Source organism: Glycomyces salinus (assembly GCF_016428645.1).
GTDB classification, from domain to species: Bacteria; Actinomycetota; Actinomycetes; order Mycobacteriales; family Micromonosporaceae; genus Glycomyces; species Glycomyces salinus.
In genome coordinates this window covers 1-21,679 of the sequence record NZ_JAELXW010000039.1, presented here as the reverse complement: position 1 = coordinate 21,679, position 21,679 = coordinate 1, and the positions used below count along the sequence as shown (strand labels likewise).

Sequence of the window (21,679 nt, the reverse complement as noted above, 5' to 3'; positions counted from 1 at the left end):
CTGCGAACCAGCGCGAACATCAGCCCGCTCGAAGCCTGGCGGTCGACTCGATCAGGCCTGGCCGTTCAAGCTGGGTGAGCACGTCTTCAATGGTCTCAGGTGGATTGCGCCGGGAATCGGCGATGCGCTGGAGGCATCCCCACACGCGTTTGGTGTCGAAGTCGACCAGGTCGAAGACGAACTCGTCTGGGCTCCAAGCCTCGATGCCCCACTGGGCGAGGGGCTCCGCCGGAAAGTCCTTGAGATCGAAAGTCACTATGGCATCGGCTCGGCAGGCGATTGCCGCCGTCAGCACATGCCGATCGTTCTCATCGGGAAACCAGCTGAATTACTTCGGGGTTCGCGAACACTTTCGGTACGTGGATCGGGGCGTGCGGGCGGCGCGGGGGAGGGGATATGGTGGGGCTCACGGATGACCCTTTACCCCTCGAGAGGATTTTTGTGACTCTGGTTGTGGGACGGAACGCGTGGAAAGCGTGTGCTCGGGTGAGGAGCGTCCGCTGATGCGGCGACGTTGGCTGCCCGTGGTCGTCGTCGCGGCCGGGTTGATGATCGCCGGGATCGCCGCGCAGGGATCCGGGTTGCAGTGGGGCGAGCGCGAGGTCTCCTGGGAGAGCCCGACCGATTCGGTCGAGGAGCTCGCACCCGAGATAGAGGAGAGACCCAGCCTCGAGGAGATCACCCCCGCCGACGAGGAGTCCCCGTCTCCGATTCCCGGCTGGGTCTCCTGGCTGATCCTGGGAATACTCGTCGGCATCCCGCTGACGCTGCTGCTGTACTTCCTGGCCCGGCGCCTCCTCCAGTGGGTCGTCGAGCCCCCCGCCTCCGACCGTCCCGTCGAGGAGGCCCAGTACCTGCGGCGCGACATCGCACTGGTCGAGCAGGCCGTCGAGGCCGGGCTGGCCGAGATCGACCTCGGGACCGATCCGCGCAGCGCGATCATCGCCTGCTGGGTCCACTTCGAGCACGCCAGCGAGGCCGTCGGGATTCCCCGCGAGTCCTCGGACGTGCCCTCCGACCTCACCCGCAGGCTCCTCGAGACCCATCGGCTCGAAGGCGGCTCACTGGAGCGGCTGTCGACGGCCTACCTGCGCGCCCGCTACTCGCCGCACGCGGTCGGCGAAGCCGACCGCGACTCGGCCCGTGACGCGCTGATCGACCTGCAGCGGCAGCTCGGCGTCAGGGAGGTGCGATGAAGACGTTCTGGGCCCCGTTCGGGCGACTGCGGATCTGGTCCGCCGTCGGCGCGATCGGTGCCGCGGTCCTCGCCTGGGGCGTCGCGCGCGTCTCCGGGGTGGACATGCTGCTGTGGCAGGTCGCGCTCCTGACCCTGTCGGCCCTGGCCGCCTCCTCGATGGTCTCCGCCATCCGGCCCGACACCGAACCCGGGCCCGAGCTGGTCACCCGCAAGGTCAACACCCCGACCTGGCGGCCCTTCAACGAGGTGAACCGCTGGGAGGACCGGCTCATCTTCGCCGAGACCAAACCCGGCCGCTTCGAGGGCGGCAACGCCAAGACCACCATGGTCGAACTGGTCGAGGAACGCCTGCGCCTGCGCCGCGGCCTGTCTCTGACCGGCGACCCCGAGCAGTGCCGGGAACTGCTCGGCGCGCGCACGTTCGCGTTCCTCACCCGACCCGTGCCCGACTGCCCCACCGAGACGCAGCTCGACGAACACCTAAGAAGGATCGAGGACATATGACCGACAACGATGCCCCTCCGATCAGCCTCGACGAGGTCGCCTCCCACTCCCAGGCGGTCCTCAAGTCCGTGCAGTCGGTCGTGGTCGGCAAGGAGGAGGCCCTCAAACTGGTCCTCGCCGGCATCCTGGCCGGCGGCCACATCCTCCTCGAGGACCTCCCGGGGCTGGGCAAGACGCTGACCGCGCGCTGCTTCGCGCAGAGCCTCGGGCTCGACTTCAGGCGCCTCCAGTTCACGCCCGACCTGCTCCCGGCCGACGTCACCGGCTCCTTCCTCTACAACCAGAAGACCGCCGAGTTCGTCTACCGCAAGGGACCGGTCCACACCAACCTGCTGCTGGCCGACGAGATCAACCGGACCCCGCCCAAGACCCAGTCGGCGCTGCTGGAGGCCATGCAGGAGCGCCAGGTGTCGGTCGAGGGCGAGACGTACCCGCTGCCGCGGCCGTTCACCGTGCTGGCCACTTCCAACCCGGTCGAGTTCGAGGGCACCTACCAGCTCCCCGAGGCCCAGCTCGACCGGTTCCTGCTGCGCGTGTCCTTCGGCTACCCGAACCAGGAAGAGGAGTGGGAGGTCCTCCAGCGGCGCCTCGGCCGCCGCCGCGAAGAGGTCGACCTCGACCCGGTCATCGACGCCCAGACCCTGGTCAAGATGCAGGAGGCCCTGGAGCATGTCGTCGTCGAGGACTCGGTGGGCCGCTACATGGTCGCCATCACCGCCGCCTCGCGCGGCCACGCGCAGCTCCAGGTCGGCGCCTCGCCGCGCGGTTCGCTGGCGCTGCTGCTGGCCTCCCGGGCGCTGGCCGTCCTGAGCGGACGCGACTTCGTCACTCCCGACGACGTCAAGGGCGTGGCCGCCTCCGCCCTGGCCCACCGCATCACCCTGCGCCCGGAGCTGTGGATGCGCCGCATCGACCCGGCCCAGGTCGTCGCCGACATCTGCCGCGCCGTCGAGGCCCCGCAGACCGCCCAGGCCCCCACCTACTCTCAGGCTTCGCAGGGTTGATGAGCCTCGGATTCGACCCCGCGCTCAGCCTGCGCACCGACAACGCCAAGGTCCGCGGCGCGCCGCGCCCCGAGCGGCCGGTGGAGTGGCGGCGCACCGCCGCGCTCACCAGAGCGGTGGCGGTCCCTGCGCTGTGCTTGCTGCTGGCGGTCGTGTTCGGCCGGGTCGAGCTGGTCCTGTTCGCCGCTCCCTTCGCGCTCGGGACGATCCTGCTGCTGCGCGACCGGCCCGCCTCGACCCCGCGCGGCACGCTCGACGCCGGAGACCAGACCTGCGCCGAGGGCGCGACCGCCTCGGCCGTCCTCAGCGTCGACAACCCCTCCCCGGTCCCGGTGACCACGCTGGTCACCGCCGCCGCCGACCCCTGGATCGACCTCCACACCGGCAGGGGCGACTTCGTCGAGCACGTCGGCCCGGCCACCTCCCGCGAACTGGTCGTGGCCGGACGCGCCCGACGCTGGGGCGGCCACCATCTCGGGCCGGTCCACCTCCAGTCCTTCGCCTGCGGGGGACTGCTGGAGACGACCGTGCAGAGCCTGCCCGGCGCCAAGGTGTGGGTCCTGCCCGTGCCCGACTGGTTCTCCTCGGCCGCCACGCTGCCGTTCGCCGACGGTGTGGCCGGAGTCCACCGGTCCCGCCGCATGGGCGACTCAGGCGAACTGGCCGAGGTCCGCCTCTACCAGCCCGGGGACCGGCTCCGCCGCATCGACTGGCGGACCTCGGCGCGCTCGCAGGACCTCTACGTCAACGCCACACTGTCCGAACGCGACACCGATGTGACCTTGATCCTGGACCTCCAGCTCGAGGCCGGCGAGTCCGGAGGCATCGACGGCACGGCCTCGGTCGCCGACCTGACCGTCAGGGCCGCCGGCGCGGTCGCCGCCCACTACGCCGTCCAAGGCGACCGGGTCGGCTGCGTCGAGTTCGGCGCCCGAAGCCGCCGGATGCGGGCCGGGGCCGGGCGGCGCCACAACCTGGCGCTGCTGCGCTGGCTCGCCTCAGTGGACATCCCTCCCGACCCCCTGCCGCCCTCGGTCCACATGCTGCGCCGCCAGCTCGACAGCCAACGCAGCCTCCACGTCGTGTTCACCCCGCTGCTGGGGGAGCGGTCGATCGGCCTGGTCGCCGAGCTGGCCCGCGCCGGACGGCCGGTGCTGTGCGTCGACACCCTGCCCGATCACGTCGCCCCGCAGCCCCGGACCCACTGGACCCCCTACGCCGAGCGGCTGTGGCGGCTGGGACGGGAGAACACCGTCATGGAACTGCGCGAACTCGGCGTCGCGGTCGAGCCGTGGGCCGATTCGGCCTCCCTCGACGCCGTCCTGACCCAGATGACCCGGAGGCGGTACCGGTGACCGACATCGAGCGAGGGCTCCTGCGGGCGGTGCGCGAGGGCGCCCGCGACCGGATCGCGTCCGGCCGGCGGCGCCTGGCCTCGTGGATCCGCCGGGTCGTGCCGGCCTCGGTGCTGCTGCGGGCCACGGTCGGCCTGGCCTACTTCATCGCCGCCGAACTGGCCGTGCCCGCCGCGTGGGGCTCCAGCGCCGCCTACCTCATCGTGGCCGCCGGGGTCTCCCTGTTCGCCGCGTTCGCGCCGGCCGGTCCCGCACCGCTGGTCGCCTCGCTCACGGTCGTGGCCGCCTGGCTGGCCACCACGTCCCTGGTCGCGGACCACGAGGCGACCCTGTGGCTGGCCGCGCCGATCGCGCTGCTGCTCTACACCGCCCACTCGGCCGCCGCGATCGCCCAGCGTTTCCGAACAACTACCGCAGTGGACGGTGAGATCATCCTCACCTGGGGTCGCCATCTGGGAATCATCTCGGCGTCCACGGTGTTCTTCGCGCTGGCTCTGGCCCTGTTCACCGCGTATTTCGCCGCCATCCCGGCCACCGTCGCCGTCGCCATCGGACTCATGGCCGCGGTCACCGTGATCTACGTCCTCGCGCGTTCACTACACAACTCCGGCTAGGCGGCGTCAGAATTGAACACGTGAAACGTATTGTCGTGATAGGTGCCGGTCACGTCGGTTTCTACGTTGCCGAACGCTTGAGCAAGAAGCTCCGCAGCGACATCAAGCGCGGCCAAGTTGAACTGATGGTCATCGACCCCAACCAGCACATGACCTACCAGCCGTTCCTGCCCGAGGCGGCTGCCGGAAACATCTCGCCAAGGCACGGCGTTGTGCCCCTGCGACAGGCGCTCAAACACTGCACCATCGTCACCGCTGGTGTAACCGAGATCCGCCACGCCGAGCGCAAGCTCACGATCCAGCCGTTCACCGGACCGACCCGCGAAATCGAGTACGACGAAGTCATCATCGCGCCCGGTTCGGTCTCCCGCCCGCTCCCGATCCCCGGCCTGGCCGAGATCGCCATCGGCATCAAGACGATGGGCGAGGCCATCTGGCTGCGCAACCACGTGCTCCAGCGCTTCGACATCGCCGCCACCACCGACGACCCGGACGTGCGCCGCAAGGCGCTGACCTTCGTCACCGTCGGCGGCGGCTTCGCCGGGGCCGAGACCCTCGGCGAGCTCGAGGACCTCACCTCGACCGTGGTCGAGAACTACCCGGAGATCGACCCCTCCGAGATCAAGTGGTACCTGGTCGAGTACGCCGACAAGATCATGCCCGAGGTCGGCCCCCAGATGGGCGCCTACGCGGCCCGGCAGCTGACCAAGCGCGGCGTCGACATCCGCCTGGGCACCACCCTCAAGTCCTGCGAGGGCGGCCACGTCGTCCTCACCGACGGCGAGGAGTTCGACTCCGACACCATCATCTGGACCGCCGGGGTCATGCCGAACCCGCTGCTGAAGCAGACCGACCTGCCGATCGGCCCCAAGGGCCACCTGGAGGCCAACACCAGGCTGCAGGTCGCCACCGGCGTCGAGGCCGGGACCGACCAGATCGGCGAGGTCGTCGAGGACGCGTGGGGCGCCGGCGACTCGACCCAGGTGCCCGACACCACCGACTTCCCGCTGCCCTACTGCACGCCCAGCGCGCAGCACGCCGTCCGCCAGGCCGCGATCCTGGCCGACAACGTCTACCGGCGGCACGTCGGCCGCGAGCTCCAGCCGTACAAGCACAAGTACATCGGCTCGGTGGCCGGCCTCGGCCTGTACAAGGGCGTGGCCAACACCTACGGGTTCAAGGCCAAGGGCCTGCTCGCCTGGCTGATGCACCGCGGCTACCACCTGTCGCGGGTCCCCGGAGTCGGCCGCAAGGGCCGCATCCTGGCCGACTGGATCGTCGGGTTCTTCACTAAGCGCGAGATGGTCCAGCTCGGCGAGATCCACGCCGGCAGGGAGCCGTTCGAGGCCATCGCCGCGGGCTCCGATCCGGTCAGGGCCCAGAAGTCCGCCGAGTAATCGATACAGTTGGAGCACCACGGGTGACCACCCGTGGTGCTCTCGGCTTTTGCGAGGTGGAAAACTGGTGTCCATGAGAGCACGTGTACTCGTCGTCGACGACGACCCGGCGCTGGCGGAGATGCTCGGCATCATCCTCCGCACAGAAGGCTTCACCCCCACCTTCGTCACCGACGGGGAGAAGGCGCTCGCCGCGTTCAAGGAGCACCGCCCCGACATCGTGCTGCTCGACCTCATGCTGCCCGGCATGAGCGGCATCGACGTGGCCAAGGCGATCCGCGGCGAGTCCGGCGTGCCCATCGTCATGCTCACCGCCAAGTCCGACACCGTCGACGTGGTCCTCGGCCTCGAATCGGGCGCCGACGACTACATCGTCAAGCCGTTCAAGCCCAAGGAGCTGGTCGCGCGCATCCGCGCCCGCCTGCGCCGCGGCGACGACGTCACGCCCGAGCGCCTCGAGATCGGCAAGCCCGGCCTCCAGGTCCAGATCGACGTGCCCGCCCACCAGGTGACCCTCAACGGCGCCGAAGTCAAGCTCACCCCCCTCGAATTCGACCTGCTGGTGGCCCTGGCCCGCAAGCCCCGCCAGGTCTTCACCCGACAGGTCCTGCTCGAGCAGGTCTGGGGCTACCGGCACTCGGCCGACACCCGCCTGGTCAACGTCCACGTCCAGCGCCTGCGCGCCAAGATCGAGCCCGACCCCGAGCGCCCGCAGCTGATCCAGACCGTCCGCGGCGTGGGATACAAAGCCGGATTGGGCTAGTGGGTAAGAACGGCTCGGCGCCCCGCGGCCTGGTCGGGCGGGTGCGGGCCCTGGCGACCGAGGCGACGGTCGCGGTCGTGGCGCGCTTCCGCGCCTCCCTCCAGCTGCGCGTCGTCGCCTCGACCCTGATCGCCTCGACGGTCCTGGTGGTCACCTTCAGCTTCGTCGTGGCCGGATCGTTCACCTCCGGCCTGCTCGGCGACCGCCGGGACAGCGCCATCGAGGAGACCGAGAACGCGGTCGAACGCGCCGCCGAGCAGCTCGGCAACTACTCCTCCTCCGACGACAACGCCCTGGCCCAGACCATGAGCAGCATCGTCGCCGAGATGGCCGAGGACCCGGCCTACGCGCCCTTCATCGTCCTGCGCACCTCCGACGGCAACGTGGTCAAGTCCGGTCCGCCCGAGGACGCCCCCGTCCCCTCTCAGACGCTGCGCGAACTGGTCGCGGAGGGGAACGTCGCCAGCCAGTACGCCACCTACGACTTCGAGGGCGACTCGACGCCCTTCCTGGTCGTCGGCACCGCGATCGAGCAGGTGGTCGACTTCGAGCTGTACGCGTTCTACCCGCTCGACTCCCAGCAGGACGCGATCACCCTCCTCCGCACCAACCTGGCCCTCGCCGGGATCGCCCTGGTGCTCCTCCTCGGCGTCATCGCCGGCCTGGTGACCCGCCTGGTCGTCACCCCCGTCCGCGAGGCCGCGCGCACCTCTCAGCGCCTCGCCGCCGGGCTCCTGCATGAACGCATGGAGGTGCGCGGCTCGGACGACCTGGCCCGCCTGGCCGGATCGTTCAACCTCATGGCCGAGAACCTCCAGAGCCAGATCCGCAGGCTCGAGGAGATGTCGATGATGCAGCGCCGTTTCACCTCGGACGTCTCCCACGAGCTGCGCACCCCCCTGGCGACCATCCGCATGGCCGCCGACCTGCTCTACGACAACCGCGACGAGTTCGACGAGGCCACCAAGCGCTCCACCGAGCTGCTCCAGCAGCAGATCGACCGCTTCGAGGAGCTGCTGAGCGAGCTGCTGGAGATCTCCCGCTTCGACTCCGGTTTCGCCTCGCTCGAGGTCGAGGCCGTCGACGTCAACCCCATCGTCGACGACGTGGTCGAGCACAACGCCGCCCTGGCCGAGGAGTGCGGGGTGGCCGTCACCGTCCGCCGGCCCGGCCGCCGCGTCGTCGCCGAGATCGACGGCCGCCGCGTCCAGCGCGTCCTGCGCAACCTGCTGTCCAACGCCATCGAGCACGCCGAGGGCAAGCCCGTCGAGGTCACCGTCGCCGAATCGGACACCGCACTCGCCATCGGCGTGCGCGACCACGGCGTCGGCCTCAAGCCCGGCCAGGCCGAGCGCGTCTTCGACCGGTTCTGGCGCGCCGACCCCTCCCGGGCCCGGCTGACCGGCGGCACCGGCCTGGGCCTGGCGATCAGCCTCGAAGACGCCAGGCTTCACTCCGGCACCCTCCAGGCGGTCGGCGAACCGGGACGAGGGAGCCTGTTCGTGCTCACCCTGCCGCTTCAGGCCGGAAACCGCGTCATCTCCTCTCCGATCCCCCTCCGCATCGAACAGGAGGCCGTCGATGAGAACTGATCGCACCCTGGCCGCGGCCGCGGCCGCCTGCGTCGCCGCCTCGGCCCTGGCCGGGTGCGGCATCCCCGAGGACACCGACCCCGAGGTGATCGGGGAGGCGCCGACCGACTTCGGCGCGTCCTCCTCGCTCGACGAGGAGGTCTACGAGCCCACCGACGACGCCGAGGGCACCGTCGAGAACTTCCTGCGGGCCGCCGCCGGCAACCCCGACCAGGCCGCCCGCGACGACCGCCTCGCGGTGTTCACCGGCGAACGCGACTTCTCCGACCTCGGCGACGGCATCAACCTGCTCGCCGACGTCCAGTACGAGTCCGAGGAGAGCGACGACTTCAACACCGTCACCGTGACCGTCACCGCCTCCATCGTCGGCAGCTATCTGCAGGACGGACGCGTCGAGATGGACTCCCCAGAGCGCGACTACCAGGAGGACATCGTCGTCCGCCGCGAGAACGTCGGCGACGTCTTCTCCGTCATCGAGTGGCCCCGGCAGGTCTCGATGCTCTACTCCGAGTTCGACCGGGCCTACGAGGAGGCCCCCGTGTACTTCCTGGCCAGCGGCACCGAAGGGCCCCTGGTCCCCGATCTGCGCTGGATCTACGGGAACCTCGACGCCGCCACCGGCTACGAAGTGCGCCTGGGCTGGCTGCTCCAGGGCCCCTCCGATTGGGCCCGCCTGTCCTCCCGCACCGCCATACCCGTCGGCACCTCCGTGCGGACCAGCACGGACGACGGCACGCTGGTCGTCGATCTGACTCCCGGAGAATCGACCGAGGCCGTGGGCGAGGCCGCCGACGCCATGGCCGCGCAGATCGCCTGGAGCCTGGCACTGTCCGGCTCGCTCGAACTGCGCGTCAACGGCGAAGAGGTCGCCTCCGGCGACTTCTCCGAATGGCGCGACTGGAACGCCATCCCTTCCGCCTCCGATATGGGCGACACCGCCTACTTCGTCTCCGACGACACCGTCTGGCAGTTCGAGAACGGGGCCATCGCCCGCAACTCCGCCGACCACCCCTGGGTCGGATTCGAGGCCGCCGGCCTGCGGGACGTCGCCGTCGACGCGGACTCCGAGATCGCCGCGATCGTCGCGGGCGAGAACGGACCGGTCCTGCAGACGGGCTCGGATCCCGACGAGATGACGACCGTCGAGGACGTCTCGGGGAGCCTGCGCGACCCGCACTGGCTGCGCCAGGACACCATCCTGCTCATCGACGACGGCGTCCTCACCGCCGTCGACACTGAGAGCGGCAACGTCCAGGTGCTCGGCGGCGAGGACGTCACCGCGCTGGCTGTCGCCCCCGACGGCCGCCGGGCCGCCTATGTCGAGGACGACCTGGCCATGGCCGCGCCGTTGAGCGTCGACGTCGACGGGAACTTCCAGCTCCACGAGGCCGACGCCCGCCGGATCGGGACCGGCGTGACCGAGGTCAGCGACGTCGCCTGGAGCGCCGAGGACTACCTCTGGATCGCCGGGCAGGGCCCTGACGACCAGCAGCTCCACCGGGCGGCGATCGACAACTCCCAGCTGGAGGTGCAATCGGGCACCTCTGGTTACCCGCCGATCAGCGAGATCGCGGCCCACCCGGCCGACCCGCTGGCCGGCAACCAGACCCGCGGCGAGCCGGTCATCGTCGTCAGCGGCGACGACCTGTACCGCGTCCACACCTCCAGCATGGAGCCGATACAGGACGCCGAAGGCGAGGGCGTGGTCGGCTCGGACCCGTTCACGGTCCTGGAGTAGCCGAACGGCCCGGGGCGCACCCCGGGCCGCAGCGAAACCGGTTCCTAAGAGTCGGCCGTAAACCCGACCGGGCGCGGCGACTGGGCGGCGACCTCGATATAGGCGAGCTTCTCGACCGGGACGATCACCTGCCGGCCTTTGTCGTCCTCCAGACGCAGGATGCCCCCGCCGCTGACCGCCTCTTCGATGGTCTCGGCCAGGTCCTTCGACGACAGCTTGCTCTCCAGTACCAGCTCACGTGGGGCGTACTGGACGCCGATCTTGACCTCCACGGGTCCTCCTCAAACACAATCAATCTGACGTCTTCAGACGAGGCAAGGTTACTCGGCCGCCTCGCCTTCGAGCGGACCTTGCCAATTACCCGCTCTCGGCTTCGCCTTCGAGCGGACCCTGCCATCTACCCGCTCTCGGCTTCGCCTTCGAGCGGGAAGTGAGATATGCCCCGCCAAGCGAGGGTCGCCATCAGCTGGACGGCCTCCTCCTTCGGTACCACCCGGCCCGAGGCTATCCACTTGCGGGCGGCGATCTCGGCGGCCCCCACCAGGCCCGTGGCCAGCAGCTCGGCGCGGGCCTTGTCGACCTGCGTGTCGGCCATGATGGTGTCGGCCAGGGCCGCCACGCACTCGGCCTCCATGCGCAGCACCCGCTCGGCCACGGCCGGGTCGTTCCGCTGGTCGGACTCGAACACGAGGCGGAACGCCTCGCCCTGGGCGTCCACGAAGTCGAAGTAGGCGCGCATGGCCTCGTTGACCCGCTGCTTGTTGTCGTCGGCGCCGTCCATGGCCTCGCGGATGCGGTTCACCAGCTCTGACGCGCGCCCGTCCAGCAGCGCCAGATACAGTTCCAGTTTCGACGAGAAGTGCTGGTACAGCACGGGTTTCGAGACGCCTGCGCGCTCGGCGATGTCGTCCATCGAGGTCGCGTGGTAGCCGTGCTGGACGAACACCTCTTGGGCCGCCTGCAGCAGCTGCGCCCGGCGCTCGCTCCTGGGCAGTCGGACTCTGCCTTCTCCAGCGCTGTTCACCCCGGCACCTCTCTCGTCCGTGTCGCCGATCCGTCAGGGGCAACCCCTTGCGGTTCCTACGAAGTCTACGGAAATCTGAATTGAGCTTCCCAGCGTACGGCCCGGCCAAACTCGGCGTCAGACCGCTAGCCGCATCAAGGTACCTTCAGGGCGGGAAGATGAAGGAGTTGCTGACCGTTGTATGACCAGAACCGACCGGAAGAGCCTCCGCGCCAACCTGGGGACGAGCCGCCGGCACGCCGACGTCTGGGCAGGTCCTGGGCCCCGGCCGAAGAAGCGGCCGAGTCCGACGAGCAGACGCCGCAGGCCCCGGGGCAGCCGCCCGAGCAGTACCGCTTCGACCCGGACCGGGGGCGACGGCACCGCTACAGCGAGGGCCCGACCGACCAGATGCCGAACGTCCCGGTAGAGATCGCCGAGACCGGACCGACCGTCCCCGCCACCCGGCGCCCCAACGCCGGCGAGCAGTTCGAACCCATCCCGCCGGCACCGCCGCAGCCCCAGGGGCAGCCGGAGTCGCCGTTCGCGCCGCCAGGCGCGAACAGTGTGCCCAGCGCGCCGCCAGGAGCGAATGCACCCGGACCGCCGCCGGGGACGAACACGCCCGGCCCCAACGCGCCCGCGCCTCCCGGCACCCCGGAGGCCGGGCCGTCCTCCGGTCCGGCCAACTTCCCCGGTTCCCCGCAGCGACCCGGGCAGCCGGGCCCGAGCCACGCGCCCAGCGCGCCCCAGACGCCCGCGCAGCACGAGCCTCCGGCTCCCCAGCAGACCCCTGCGCCCGGTGAGGCGCACGGCGCGCCGCAGCAGCAGTACAGTGCGCCTCAGCCCCCCGCCTCGCCGCCGCGGCCCCCGGCCGCCCCGACCCCGGCGCCGCAGATCGACCCCGCCGACCAGGGCCTCGAACAGGGGCCAAGGACCGGACCGATCCCGGTGCCCGAGGGCCGCCAGGCGACCACGCCCGGCGCTCCGCAGACTCCGACGCCCAGCGCGCCGCCGCTGCCGTCGCCTCCCGTCACCGAGCAGGCCCCGCCGCGCACGCCGCAGATCTCGCGCCAACCGGAGGTCGAACCGACCCCGCCGGCGATCGGCCCCGAGGACGAGCAGCCCGTTCCCGAGGAGGAGCAGCTTCTCGAACTGGTCCGTCGCGTCCCCGGCGTCCGCGACGCCTACCACGTCACCTCGCCCGACGGCAGCACCAGCCTGCGTCTGGAGCTCGAAGACGGCGTCGACCGCGAAGAGGTCCACGCCTCGGTCTCGGCCGTGCTCAGCGAGGAGCGCGCGGTCGAGCCGGGCCCGCGGTCCGCCGACGAGCCCGGCGAGCGGGCCCAGTCCGAGATCGAGACGGTCCCGCAGGTCGAGGCAGAGGTCCGAGCCGTCGGCGCGGTCGAGCTGCGCCGCGTCGAGATCAACTCCTCGGGCATGGAGGCCGAGGTGACGGTCTCGCTCGCCGTGGGCGACCGGGAGACCTCCGGAGCGGTCACCGTCCCGCCGGTCGACTGGCACGTCCAGCACGCCGCGGCCGCGGCGACCGTGGAGGCCCTGCGCCCGCATCTGGCCGGTCAGACTTACGGCTCGCAGGCTCGCCAAGGGGGCGCCGAGGCCCGCGTCGAGGTGGAGCACGCTTCGATCGTGTCGACCGGTCCGGTCAAGACCGCCGTCGTGGTGGTGCTGTGGATGGACGGCCGCACGGTCCGGCGCCTCTCGGGCTCAGCGGTGGTCACCGCCGAACGGACCAAGGCGGTCGTTACGGCGACACTGTCCGCATTGGCGGGCGAAGTGGCACACTAGTAGCGTGAAACGGGCGCGGCTGGTCGAGGCGAGCGAGGTCCGCAACCCTTCGCGTCCTCACCCGCCGTGGCCCGGCACCGAGCACCGGGTGAGCCGCCGTCGCCTGTTCATCCGCCACACCCCGGGCACGTCCCCCGAGGCCGAACCGGCGGTGTTCGTGCACGGTCTCGGCGGCTCGGCCCAGAACTGGACCGACCTGGCCGACGCGCTCTCCGACTACATGGCGGCCGACGCGATCGACCTGCCCGGCTTCGGGCACTCGGCACCGGTCCGGCGGGTCACCATCCCGGTCCTGGCCCAGGACGTGGCCGCCTGGATCATCGAATCCGGGCGCGGCCCGGTCCACCTGGCCGGGCACTCCCTGGGCGGGGCGGTCTCGGTGTACCTGGCCGCCACCCGCCCGCACCTGATCAAGACCCTCACGTTGATCTCGCCGGCCATGCCCTTCAGGAACCCGCGGCGCTCCCACCAGGCCAAATACGTGCCGATGCTGGCCGTTCCGCAGCTGGCGCGGCTGGCCGACCGGGCCATGCGGGCCCGCACTCCGCAGGAGGTGGTCGACGAGATCGTCCTGGGCACCTGGGCCGACCCCGGCCGCATCCACCCGCAGCGCCGCCGCGAGGCCATCGCCGAGGCCCGGCGGCGGCTGGCCGTGCCGTGGAACTCCAGCGCCTACATCGCCACCTATCGGGGCCTGATGGCCTCCTTCATCCAGTCGTTCGTGCCGGGCAGCCACTCGCTGTGGAGGCTGGCCAGGAAGGTCACCGTTCCCACGCTGGTGGTGTGGGGCAAGCAGGACCGCGTCATCGACGTCCGCACCGCCCCCGAGACGGGCATGGCCATCCCCGATTCGCGGCTGCTCATCCTCAACCGGGTCGGCCATGTGGCCATGATGGAGGAGCCGCAGGCGGTGGCCCGCGCGATGGCCGCACTGGCCGAGGAGACCCGCGCTTCACACGGGCCTCAGCCGCAATCGGCCGCGGCTGACTTAGACTTCCCATTGTGGGAAAGGGACGAACGGACCGGCGCAGCCGCTTCAGGAAGCGGCGGCACTTCGCATTGGCGGTGGTGTTGGTCCTCATGGCCGCGGCGGGCGCGGGTTTCGCCGTCACCACCTCCGGATACGGCGGATCGTCCCTGCCCGCGGACGGCGAATCCTCGACGACCGACTCGGCCGACCACACCGTCCGCGCCGAGGACCCAGCCGCGCCGACCGACGCCGAGTATCCGCCGCCGCTCTATTTCTCTGGCGCGGGGACCTGGACGTACGCGGAGGCCCCGTCCGGTGAGGTCGCCGGCTCGGCGGGGACGCTCCTGCGATACAACGTCGCCGTCGAGGACGGCCTCGGGCTCGACGCCGACGAGATCGGCGACTCGGTCCGCACGATCCTGTCCGATCCCAGATCGTGGACGGCCGGGGGCGGCTGGCGCTTCGAGCAGGTCGGCCGCGGCACCGCCGACTTCACCGTCTACCTCGCCAGCCCCGAGCAGCGGTCGGTCCTGTGCGAGCACCCCGGCACGTCCGTCTCGTGCCGCAACGGCGACGCCGTGGTCATCAACTCGGCCCGCTGGCTCACCGGCGTCCCGCACTGGGACGACACCCTGGAGACCTACCGCGAATACGTGGTCAACCACGAGGTCGGGCACCGGCTCGGCCACGCGCACGAGGTGTGCCCCGACGAGGGCGGGCCCTCGCCGGTGATGGCCCAGCAGACCTACCGGCTGGCCGGATGCGCCTCCAACGCCTGGCCCTACCCGGACGGCGAGACCTACCTGGAGGGCCCGGCCGGGGAGTACGGCGGCCCGGAACTGCCGCCGGACCAGTACGACGACCGGTGAGACCGAGCACACGGTCAGTACCGGGGGAATATCCACTCTGTGGATATGCATTATTAGTGATATGAGTTTGCCGCCGCTAGTCGAGCCAGCAGCCGACCTCTCGGTCGACGAGGTCATGCGTTATTCCCGCCACCTCATCATCCCGGACGTCGGGATGGACGGCCAGAAACGCCTCAAGAACGCCCGCGTGCTCTGCGTCGGCGCCGGGGGCCTCGGCTCCCCGGCGCTCATGTACCTCGCCGCCGCCGGGGTGGGCACCCTCGGCATCGTCGACTTCGACACGGTCGACCAGTCCAACCTCCAGCGCCAGATCATCCACGGCCAGTCCGACGTCGGCCGCCCCAAGGCCGAGTCCGCCGCCGACTCGATCCGCGAGATCAACCCGAACGTGAACGTCGTCATCCACAACACCGCGCTGGACAACGACAACGTCATGGAGATCTTCGCCGACTACGACCTCATCGTCGACGGCACCGACAACTTCGCCACCCGCTACATGGTCAACGACGCGGCCGTCCTGCTGAACAAGCCCTACGTGTGGGGCTCGATCTTCCGCTTCGACGGCCAGGCCTCGGTCTTCTGGGCCGAGCAGGGCCCGTGCTACCGGTGCCTGTACCCCGAGCCCCCGCCGCCGGGCATGGTCCCCAGCTGCGCCGAGGGCGGCGTCCTGGGCGTCCTGTGCGCCTCGATCGGCTCCATCCAGGTCAACGAGGCCATCAAGGTCATCACCGGCATCGGCGAGCCCCTGGTCGGCAAGCTGATGGTCTACGACGGCCTCGAGATGGAGTACCGCAAGATCAACGTCCGCAAGGACCCGAACTGCGCGGTGTGCGGCGAGAACCCGACGGTCACCGAGCTGATCGACTACGACGACTTCTGCGGCGCGGTCACCGACGAGGCCGCCGAGGCCGTCGTCGGCTCCACCATCACCGCCCGCGAACTCGAGCAGTGGCTCAAGGAGGGCCGCGACATCGACCTGATCGACGTCCGCGAGCCCGCCGAGTACGAGATCGTCAAGATCCCCGGCTCGCGCCTGATCCCCAAGGGCGACATCGTCTCCGGTGCCGCGCTGAAGGACCTGCCGACCGAGCGCCAGGCGGTCTTCTACTGCAAGGCCGGCGTCCGCTCGGCCGAGGCCCTGGCCGCGGCCAAGGCCGCCGGCCTGGGCAACGCCGTCCACGTCCAGGGCGGCGTCCTCGGCTGGATCAACCAGGTGGACCCGAGCCTGCCCACCTACTAGGCGACGGAAAGGCGGCCCGATCCGAACGAACGGATCGGGCCGCCTTCGCGTTCTCGCTCAGTACCGGCTGTGCCTCCGCTACCGTTCCTTCGCTTCGCTCAGTACCGGCTGTGCCTCCGCTACCGTTCCTTCGCTTCGCTCAGTACCGGCTGTGCCTCCGCTACCGTTCCTTCGCTTCGCTCAGTACCGGCTGTGCCTCCGCTACCGTTCCTTCGCTTCGCTCAGTACCGGCTGTGCCTCCGCTACCGTTCCTTCGCTTCGCTCAGTACCGGCTGTGCCTCCGCTACCGTTCCTTCGCTTCGCTCAGTACCGGCTGTGCCTCCGCTACCGTTCCTTCGCTTCGCTCAGTACCGGCTGTGCCTCCGCTACCGTTCCTTCGCTTCGCTCAGTACCGGCTGTGCCTCCGCTACCGTTCCTTCGCTTCGCTCAGTACCGGCTGTGCCTCCGCTACCGTTCCTTCGCTTCGCTCAGTACCGGCTGTGCCTCCGCTACCGTTCCTTCGCTTCGCTCAGTACCGGCTGTGCCTCCGCTACCGTTCCTTCGCTTCGCTCAGTACCGGCTGTGCCTCCGCTACCGTTCCTTCGCTTCGCTCAGTACCGGCTGTGCCTCCGCTACCGTTCCTTCGCTTCGCTCAGTACCGGCTGTGCCTCCGCTACCGTTCCTTCGCTTCGCTCAGTACCGGCTGTGCCTCCGCTACCGTTCCTTCGCTTCGCTCAGTACCGGCTGTGCCTCCGCTACCGTTCCTTCGCTTCGCTCAGTACCGGCTGTGCCTCCGCTACCGTTCCTTCGCTTCGCTCAGTACCGGTAGTGGTCCGGCTTGAACGGCCCTTCCACTTCCACGCCGATGTAGTCGGCCTGCTTCTTGGTCAGCTTCGTCAGCTTGACGCCGAGGGCGTCGAGGTGGAGGCGGGCCACCTCCTCGTCGAGCTTCTTCGGCAGCGTGTAGACGCCGACCGGGTAGTCCTCGAGCTTGGTGTGGAGCTCCAGCTGGGCCAGCACCTGGTTGGTGAAGCTGTTGCTCATCACGAAGCTGGGGTGGCCCGTGGCGTTGCCCAGGTTCAGCAGGCGGCCCTCGGACAGCACGATGATCGAGTGCCCTTCGGTTCCCTCCGCGCGCTTCGGGAACTGCCACTCGTGGACCTGCGGCTTGACCTCGAGCTTCTTGATGCCCGGCTCGGCGGCCAGGCCGGCCATGTCGATCTCGTTGTCGAAGTGGCCGATGTTGCCGACGATCGCCTGGTGCTTCATGCGGCGCATGTCGTCGACCGAGATGATGTCGCGGTTGCCGGTGGTGGTGATGAAGATGTCGGCGGTCTCGACCACGTCGTCGAGCGTCAGCACCTGGTAGCCGTCCATGGCCGCCTGGAGCGCGCAGATCGGGTCGATCTCGGTGACGACCACGCGCGCGCCCTGGGCGCGCAGCGCCTCGGCGGAGCCCTTGCCGACGTCGCCGTAGCCGCAGACGACGGCCGTCTTGCCGCCGATGAGGACGTCGGTGGCGCGGTTGATGCCGTCGGGCAGCGAGTGGCGGCAGCCGTACTTGTTGTCGAACTTCGACTTGGTCACCGAGTCGTTCACGTTGATCGCCGGGAACGGCAGCTTGCCGTCGCGCTCCAGCTCGTAGAGGCGGTGGACGCCGGTCGTGGTCTCCTCGGTGACGCCCTTGATCTCGCGGGCCTTGCGGGAGAACCGCTGGGGGTCGTCCCCCAGCGAACGGGCCAGCAGCGCCAGCACCACGCCCTCTTCCTCGCTCTCGGCGGAGGAGGCGTCCGGGACGGCGCCGGCGGCCTCGAATCCCGCGCCGTTGACCACGAGCATGGTCGCGTCGCCGCCGTCGTCGAGGATCAGGTTCGGCTCCTCATCGCCCCAGTCGAGGGCGCGGTCGGTGCACCACCAGTACTCCTCGAGGGTCTCGCCCTTCCAGGCGAACACCGGGACGCCCTGCGGGTTCTCCGGGCTCCCGTCACCGACGGCGACCGCGGCCGCGGCGTGGTCCTGGGTCGAGAAGATATTGCACGAGGCCCAGCGCACCCGCGCGCCGAGGGTGGTGAGCGTCTCGATGAGCACGGCGGTCTGGATCGTCATGTGTAGGGAGCCGGTGATGCGGGCACCCTCCAGAGGCTTGGAAATTCCATATCGCTCGCGCAACGCCATCAGGCCGGGCATCTCGTGCTCTGCCAGGCGGATCTCGTGACGGCCGTAGTCGGCCAGCTTGAGATCGGCCACCTTGTAGTCGTCGGCTCGCAGCGTGTTCGTCATGGGGGAAATGCTACGCGTCGGGCCTGCATCGACCGGCGAGCGCCGGGGTGGCGCGAGACACGCAAAAAATAATCTCTGTCAACCCTCGTTTCTGCTTGACACTCGTGGGGCGGTGGGTAATATTGCAGATACGCAGCGTCACAGCGGCGGGAAGGCCCAAGAGGGTCGCAGAACGACGCAAGTGACGCGCGGGGGAACCAAACCGGGGGGAGTGCCGGGCGGTCTGGGGTGGCCGCCCGGCACATTTTTGTGTCCACCCGATTCGTAATTCGATTGCAACTCGTTTCTCACTGCGGGATCGTCTGAGGGTGAGCACCGCTGAATTCGAGATCATCCCGATCGATCCGTTCGACAAAGACCTTGTCGACTCCCTGATCGACGCTAAGCGCGCCGTCCAGGCGCACGACTTCCCCGACTTCGCCCTTCCCAGCCCAGTCGTCGAACGGCTGCGGCTGCTGCTGGTCGCCGATTCGATCAAGGTCGAGCGCTGGCTGGCCGTCGCCGACGGGCAGGTCCTCGGCTACGCCCAGCTCGACATGCCGGCCAAGGACAACCTGCACATGGTCGACCTGTCCCTGGAGGTCCGCCCCGAGCACCGCCGCCGGGGGATCGGCACCCGCCTGCTCGAGCACGTCGAGCGCCGCGCCGCCGAACTGGGCCGCGACACCGTCATCACCTACGCGACCGAATCCCTCCAGGACGTCGTCCGGCTCGACGAGTCCGGCAGGCATTTCGCCGCTGCCCGCGGCTACCCGGTCGTCGAGAGCGAGATCCTGCGCCGCAACGTCCTCGCCGACGTTGACGAGGACGAACTCGACCGGCTCTACGCCGAGGCCTGGAAGAAGGCCGAGGGATACGAGCTGATCGAGTGGGTCGGGGAGGCCCCCGACGAGGTCGCCGAGGGACTCGCCCACCTCAACGCGCGGATGTGGACCGACCCGCCGACCGGCGACATGGACATCCGCCCCGCCGTCTACGACGTCGCGCGCCTCCGCGACGAGGAGCGCGCGCTGCTCGGCCGCGGCGTGCTCCGCCTCGGAGCGGTCGTCCGAGACCCGGAGTCGGGCGAGGTCGCCGGGTTCACCGTCATCGTCGTCGACCCCGGTGGCGAGGCCGAGGCCGTCCAAGGCGACACGATCGTGGACCCGAAGCACCGCGGGAAGCGGCTCGGCACCATCCTCAAGATCGCCAACCAGCGGCAGCTTCGCCGCTACCGGCCGATGCTCAGGTACGTCATCACCTGGAACTCCGAGGCCAACGATCACATGATCGGCATCAACGAGGCCGTCGGCTACCGCAGGTACCTGCGGGAACTGATCGTCCAGAAGAAGCTGGCCTAGGCGGAGGCGACGAACAGCTCGCCCTCGCCCGAGGCCCGCAGCGTCCCGGCCGCGGCCGCCGAGAACGCGGCCCGGCCCGGGGCCAGCCGCACCTGGCCGTCGCTGTCGGCCACCGTCACCGAACCGCCGGTGCACAGGCAGATCCGCGGGCCGTCGAGGTCGAACTCGATCGACTCGCCGGACAGCCGGGCCCGGCGCAGCGAGAAGTCGTCGATCGGGACCGGCCAGGTGCGTACGTCCCCGGCGTCGCTCGCGGTAGTGCGCGGCTCGGGCATGGCCCTGAAGTCGAGCACTCGCAGCAGCTCGGGGACGTCGACGCGTTTGCTGGTCAGGCCGCCGCGCAGCACGTTGTCGGAGGCGGCCATGATCTCCACGCCGAAGCCGCTGAGGTAGGCGTGGAGGTTCCCGGCGGGCATGTAGACCGCCTCTCCCGGTTCCAGCTTGACGTGGTTGAGCAGCATGCTCACCAGCACGCCCGGATCGTCGGGGTAGTAGCGGGCCAGCTCGGCCAGGTCGGCAGAGTCGGCGGGGCCGAGCCCGGCGGTATGCTCGGCGGCGGCCTTGGCGGCGTGCCCGATCAGTTCGCGGCACTCGTCGCGGTTCATCGCCAGCAGGTCGGTGACGGCCCGCCGCAGCCCGGCGCGCCGGTCCCGCAGGGTCGCCACCAGCCGTTCGAGTCCGGGGACGCCGAGCGCTTCGATCTGGTCGGCGCACTCGGCCGGTTCGCGGAAGCCGCACAGCGCCCGGAACTCGGTCAGCGCGACGATCAGCTCCGGCTTGTGGTTGCCGTCCACGTAGTTGCGGTAGGCCGCGTCGATCCCGATGCGCAGTTCCCGCTGGTAGCCCGAGTGCGCCTGGCGCGCGTTCGGGTGGGCCTGGAGCGAGAGCGGCTTGGCCGCGGCCAGGAGTTTCAGCAGGAACGGCACGCGCGGACCGAACCGGCCGAGGACGCGAGCGCCGAGGAACCGGGCCGGCTCGGAGGCGACGGCGCTGTCCAGAGGTCGGCCGTCGTCGAGGATCGAGGGAGCGCTCGGGTGGGCCCCGAACCACTCCTCGGCCTCGGGCAGCTCGGCGGGGTGCTCGCGGCCCTGGAGCCTGGCGATGTCGACCTGCGATCCCCACGCGTAGTTGCGGATGACACCGTCAAGCCCTTGCACGACCGCTCCTCGTCACTCTGTGAACCCCGGGTGCCCTCAACTGTATCGGCTCGCCTCTGAGACCTATTCGCCCCCGACGGCCTCTTCCTTCATCTCGGACACGGCCGGGACGCGCATCGGGTCGAGCCCGTGGGCGAGCGCGAGGTACACCGAGGCGAAGTCGGGGACGGCGATCATGGAGGCCAGGCGCTCGAGCGAGCAGCCGCCCTCGGCGGGCATGACGTCGCAGCGGATGCCGCGCCGCTCGGCGAGCTTGGCGACCGCGTCGGCGCGGCGGGTGTCGGGCTTGGGCATCGAGTCGTCGCCGTCGAGGCCGTCGTCGCGCATGAGGATGATGCGCAGCCGCGTGGCGGCCGTCTCCTCCTCGTCCGAGAAGATGTCCCGCTCGCCTTCGGCGAGGGACCCGAAGACGCCGTCGAGCAGGCCGACCCGGCCGCGCCCGACCTCGCCGAGCTCCCCGGCGACCAGCGGGTAGCGGGCGTTGGCGGCGAGCATGTCCCCGAAGCGGCGGGCCGCGACCCCGGCTAGCGGGCTCGAACCCCAGATGACCGGGATCGACCCGGCCAGGTTCATCGCCAGCTCCTTGGCGGGGTTGACCCACACGTCGGCCTCGGCGCGGCAGCGCTCGGCGTCCTCGTCGAGCCGCCTGGCGGTCTCGGCGATGTCGGCCTCGGCCACCTGCACCAGCCCGAGTTCGCGGGCCGCGAGCAGCACGGGAATGGTCAGGGCCCACAGGCTCATGCGGGCCGGCGCGCGGCGCGGCACGGCCACGTACGGGGCGCGGGCGCGCTCGGCGACGGCCTGGAGTTCGGAGTCGGGGGCGCCGACGGCGACCAGCCGGGCGCCGCGGCGGGCCGCGGCCTCGGC

General features: G+C 70.3%; 19 protein-coding genes and 1 pseudogene. 14 read left to right on the top strand and 6 right to left on the bottom strand.

The genetic code is table 11. The features are described 5' to 3' along the window. Positions 1–19: 19 nt before the first annotated feature. The gene (locus tag JFB92_RS12560; protein ID WP_199038857.1) at positions 20–295 is read right to left on the bottom strand and encodes a VapC50 family PIN domain-containing toxin; all 276 of its coding nucleotides are present in this window, start codon (positions 293–295) and stop codon (positions 20–22) included. 208 nt (positions 296–503) lie between these two features. Between JFB92_RS12560 and JFB92_RS12555 the strand changes: the two genes are divergently transcribed. The 9 genes from JFB92_RS12555 (at position 504) to JFB92_RS12515 (ending at position 10,165) form a co-directional block, all read left to right on the top strand. Further along, positions 504–1,196: a DUF4129 domain-containing protein gene (locus tag JFB92_RS12555; RefSeq protein ID WP_199038854.1), complete on the top strand. Its 693-nt coding sequence runs from the start codon at positions 504–506 to the stop codon at positions 1,194–1,196. Beyond that, positions 1,193–1,702: a hypothetical protein gene (locus JFB92_RS12550; protein WP_199038851.1), complete on the top strand. Its 510-nt coding sequence runs from the start codon at positions 1,193–1,195 to the stop codon at positions 1,700–1,702. The genes JFB92_RS12555 and JFB92_RS12550 overlap by 4 nt, the downstream gene beginning before the upstream one ends. Beyond that, positions 1,699–2,706: an AAA family ATPase gene (locus tag JFB92_RS12545; RefSeq protein WP_199038847.1), complete on the top strand. Its 1,008-nt coding sequence runs from the start codon at positions 1,699–1,701 to the stop codon at positions 2,704–2,706. The genes JFB92_RS12550 and JFB92_RS12545 overlap by 4 nt, the downstream gene beginning before the upstream one ends. Further along, positions 2,706–4,061, top strand: a complete 1,356-nt coding sequence (locus JFB92_RS12540; protein WP_199038844.1) for a DUF58 domain-containing protein — start codon at positions 2,706–2,708, stop codon at positions 4,059–4,061. Before JFB92_RS12545 ends, JFB92_RS12540 begins: the two co-directional genes overlap by 1 nt. Beyond that, positions 4,058–4,675 (top strand): hypothetical protein, encoded by a 618-nt coding sequence (locus tag JFB92_RS26605; RefSeq protein ID WP_199038841.1) that lies wholly within the window; start codon positions 4,058–4,060, stop codon positions 4,673–4,675. The genes JFB92_RS12540 and JFB92_RS26605 overlap by 4 nt, the downstream gene beginning before the upstream one ends. Positions 4,676–4,752: 77 nt before the next feature. Then, positions 4,753–6,072 carry an NAD(P)/FAD-dependent oxidoreductase gene (locus JFB92_RS12530; protein WP_233163063.1) on the top strand — a complete coding sequence of 440 codons (1,320 nt, stop codon included), beginning with the start codon at positions 4,753–4,755 and terminating at the stop codon, positions 6,070–6,072. Positions 6,073–6,145: 73 nt separating this feature from the next. After that, complete coding sequence (mtrA, locus tag JFB92_RS12525; protein ID WP_026924637.1) at positions 6,146–6,835, top strand: MtrAB system response regulator MtrA; 690 nt, start codon at positions 6,146–6,148, stop codon at positions 6,833–6,835. After that, on the top strand, positions 6,835–8,427 hold the full coding sequence (mtrB, locus tag JFB92_RS12520; protein WP_199038835.1) for an MtrAB system histidine kinase MtrB: 1,593 nt from the start codon (positions 6,835–6,837) through the stop codon (positions 8,425–8,427). The genes mtrA and mtrB overlap by 1 nt, the downstream gene beginning before the upstream one ends. Further along, positions 8,417–10,165, top strand: a complete 1,749-nt coding sequence (locus JFB92_RS12515; RefSeq protein WP_199038832.1) for an LpqB family beta-propeller domain-containing protein — start codon at positions 8,417–8,419, stop codon at positions 10,163–10,165. Before mtrB ends, JFB92_RS12515 begins: the two co-directional genes overlap by 11 nt. 44 nt (positions 10,166–10,209) lie before the next feature. On the opposite strand, the gene JFB92_RS12510 is transcribed toward JFB92_RS12515, so the two are convergent. Together JFB92_RS12510 and JFB92_RS12505 are read right to left on the bottom strand one after the other, a co-directional pair. Then, positions 10,210–10,437, bottom strand: a complete 228-nt coding sequence (locus JFB92_RS12510) for a DUF3107 domain-containing protein (protein WP_199038829.1) — start codon at positions 10,435–10,437, stop codon at positions 10,210–10,212. Between the two features lie 125 nt (positions 10,438–10,562). After that, the gene (locus JFB92_RS12505; protein WP_372451630.1) at positions 10,563–11,219 is read right to left on the bottom strand and encodes a TetR/AcrR family transcriptional regulator; all 657 of its coding nucleotides are present in this window, start codon (positions 11,217–11,219) and stop codon (positions 10,563–10,565) included. A 147-nt stretch (positions 11,220–11,366) separates the two neighbouring features. Here JFB92_RS12505 and JFB92_RS12500 point away from each other — a divergent pair, with 147 nt between their 5' ends. The 4 genes and pseudogenes from JFB92_RS12500 (at position 11,367) to moeZ (ending at position 16,056) form a co-directional block, all read left to right on the top strand. Continuing rightward, positions 11,367–12,977, top strand: coding sequence for a hypothetical protein (locus JFB92_RS12500; RefSeq protein WP_199038823.1), 1,611 nt, complete (start codon positions 11,367–11,369; stop codon positions 12,975–12,977). A 4-nt stretch (positions 12,978–12,981) separates the two neighbouring features. Further along, a pseudogene (locus JFB92_RS12495) lies at positions 12,982–13,839 on the top strand (alpha/beta fold hydrolase); the annotation flags it as partial. Positions 13,840–13,979: 140 nt separating this feature from the next. Then, complete coding sequence (locus JFB92_RS12490) at positions 13,980–14,816, top strand: DUF3152 domain-containing protein (protein WP_199038820.1); 837 nt, start codon at positions 13,980–13,982, stop codon at positions 14,814–14,816. 61 nt (positions 14,817–14,877) lie between these two features. Beyond that, positions 14,878–16,056, top strand: a complete 1,179-nt coding sequence (gene moeZ, locus JFB92_RS12485; protein WP_199038817.1) for an adenylyltransferase/sulfurtransferase MoeZ — start codon at positions 14,878–14,880, stop codon at positions 16,054–16,056. A gap of 795 nt (positions 16,057–16,851) precedes the next feature. Here the strand turns inward: moeZ and ahcY are convergent. Beyond that, positions 16,852–18,315 (bottom strand): adenosylhomocysteinase, encoded by a 1,464-nt coding sequence (gene ahcY / locus JFB92_RS12480; protein ID WP_199038814.1) that lies wholly within the window; start codon positions 18,313–18,315, stop codon positions 16,852–16,854. 308 nt (positions 18,316–18,623) lie between these two features. Here ahcY and JFB92_RS12475 point away from each other — a divergent pair, with 308 nt between their 5' ends. After that, positions 18,624–19,655: a GNAT family N-acetyltransferase gene (locus JFB92_RS12475; RefSeq protein WP_199038811.1), complete on the top strand. Its 1,032-nt coding sequence runs from the start codon at positions 18,624–18,626 to the stop codon at positions 19,653–19,655. On the opposite strand, the gene manA is transcribed toward JFB92_RS12475, so the two are convergent. Continuing rightward, positions 19,652–20,812, bottom strand: coding sequence for a mannose-6-phosphate isomerase, class I (manA, locus tag JFB92_RS12470; protein WP_199038808.1), 1,161 nt, complete (start codon positions 20,810–20,812; stop codon positions 19,652–19,654). The two genes, JFB92_RS12475 and manA, sit on opposite strands and share 4 nt — an antisense overlap. Positions 20,813–20,875: 63 nt before the next feature. Further along, positions 20,876–21,679 (bottom strand): SIS domain-containing protein (locus JFB92_RS12465; protein WP_199038805.1); only part of this gene is annotated, 804 nt, incomplete at its 5' end.

Coding starts and splice junctions, on each gene's coding strand:
- JFB92_RS12555 (WP_199038854.1), top strand. CDS start 504: ATGCGGCGACGTTGGCTGCCCGTGGTCGTCGTCGCGGCCGGGTTGATG.
- JFB92_RS12550 (WP_199038851.1), top strand. CDS start 1,193: ATGAAGACGTTCTGGGCCCCGTTCGGGCGACTGCGGATCTGGTCCGCC.
- JFB92_RS12545 (WP_199038847.1), top strand. CDS start 1,699: ATGACCGACAACGATGCCCCTCCGATCAGCCTCGACGAGGTCGCCTCC.
- JFB92_RS12540 (WP_199038844.1), top strand. CDS start 2,706: ATGAGCCTCGGATTCGACCCCGCGCTCAGCCTGCGCACCGACAACGCC.
- mtrA (WP_026924637.1), top strand. CDS start 6,146: ATGAGAGCACGTGTACTCGTCGTCGACGACGACCCGGCGCTGGCGGAG.
- JFB92_RS12515 (WP_199038832.1), top strand. CDS start 8,417: ATGAGAACTGATCGCACCCTGGCCGCGGCCGCGGCCGCCTGCGTCGCC.
- moeZ (WP_199038817.1), top strand. CDS start 14,878: ATGAGTTTGCCGCCGCTAGTCGAGCCAGCAGCCGACCTCTCGGTCGAC.
- ahcY (WP_199038814.1), bottom strand. CDS start 18,315: ATGACGAACACGCTGCGAGCCGACGACTACAAGGTGGCCGATCTCAAG.